Annotated in this window: 1 protein-coding gene; it reads left to right on the forward strand. The window is 44.4% G+C overall.

Annotated features, from left to right (window positions below; all coding sequences use genetic code 11):
* Positions 1–960 precede the first annotated feature (960 nt).
* The coding region (locus IT781_RS21730; RefSeq protein WP_370527073.1) for an Ig-like domain-containing protein at positions 961–1,795 on the forward strand (835 nt) is incomplete at its 3' end.

Raw genomic sequence — 1,795 nt, forward strand, 5'->3', positions numbered from 1 at the left:
TCGAGTAGTTGTGCCGCTTCCTTAGTGCTAAGCCATGAATGTTCTATCATTTTTTGTTTTACGATTACTTAATTTTGCGGTTTCTATATTGCATATATTGCATTTTTTAAGTAATTTATGTCCTATAAAACATATGGTTTTTTTAAGTTAATAGCATGAGACAATACATGGATCATTAAGTTTATTTGTCACATAATAAAAAGTCTGTGGTTTAGGTTGATGTTCAATGAAAACAATCAGTTAGGCATTGGAATTGCATTGTTAGCTTTATAGAAAAGGGCGAAATTAATTTGCGCATATTGCAATTATTTTCAGAGCAGTAAGAAAATGTTGCACATGAGGATTCGCCAGGCTTTTCTCCGTAAAGATATGCAGGAAGCCAAACGAGAGGTTCACCCTTGGAGAGATATTGGCTACTTATTGGGGATGATTTAGTTTATCTGTTAGCAAAGATGCTCGAAAAAGAGCTAAGTCGAAAATAACAGTCAAGAGCCAATATTGCGGCTCATTGAGCAACTTGCTGATGAAATGTTTGAGTTGATTCAAGTTATAAAAAAATAACTGAAGAAAGGCAATAAGTTAATGGCAATGGTTTGAAAATATTAATTTATTGTGATTTTGACCAGCAAAAATCTAATGGTCATTAACTATTTTCTGGGGAGCCCAAAGATTAAGGCGCGGGATGAATACCTGAACAGAGATTATTCAATGTTCGGTACTAAGTTAACAGTGCCAGCGGTCGTACAGCATTAACTATGAAATATACACAGTGAAGTACAGCATTCATATCAAAGCCTATCTTTCGATTGATCGGTACTAATTTTTAATAATAAAAAGCAAAAAGGTTATAAAGGGATATATATGTCTATCGCAACCAAAGTTATTAACTTAAACGAACCTTCAACTGCTGGAACAATTCAGGAGACGAATGGAACTCTAGTCCTTGAGCAGCCCAGTCGAGTGTTTCTTAATCTGAAGCCGACTGACATTAAATCTTATGTTCGGCAGGGTACAGATCTGATCATTGACCTTGGCGGAGAGAAACTTCGTGTTATTAATTTTTACCATGTTAACGGCGATAGCAAGCTATATCTGAACGATGAGGATTGTGAAGGCATTGTACAGGTTGATCTTTCGCCGACTGTCGGCGATGAGGCAGTGATTGTTCAATATATACCGCAAACGGAGCCCTCGCCATTCGAATCATTGACTTGTGTTGCCGAGGATGACGTCTATGCAATGGTAGGGACGGCCGCGCTTATAGGTCTCGGAGTAGGGCTTGGAGTTGCTTTAAGCGGTGACGACGATTCTGTTCCAGCCGCTTCCGGCTTTGGCTCCGAGACAGTACCTCCAACCCCTATCAACCCACCAGATCCTATTAATCCACCAGATACCACGGCACCAGCCGCCCCGGTAATCAGCAGTATCCAGGATAATGCGGGCGCCGTACAAGGTCCGGTGGCCTCAGGCGGCAGCACTGATGATACCACGCCAACGGTAAACGGCAGCGGCGCCACACCCGGCGATACCATCACCCTTTATGACGGCACGACGGCTATCGGCAGCACCACGGTAGCGCCTGACGGCACCTGGAGCATCACCCCGGGATCACCATTGCCCGAGGGGAACCACAACCTCACAGTAACCGCAACCGATCCGGCAGGCAACGAATCAACTCCCAGTGATCCTTACAACGTTGTTATTGACACCACGGCACCGACGGCGCCGAGCATCGGCAGCGTCACGGATGACGTGGGTGCGGTCCAAGGTCCGGTCGCGAACGGCGGCAGCACCG

The organism is Methylobacter sp. BlB1, from assembly GCF_015476545.1.
In the GTDB taxonomy this organism is placed as follows: Bacteria; Pseudomonadota; Gammaproteobacteria; order Methylococcales; family Methylomonadaceae; genus Methylobacter.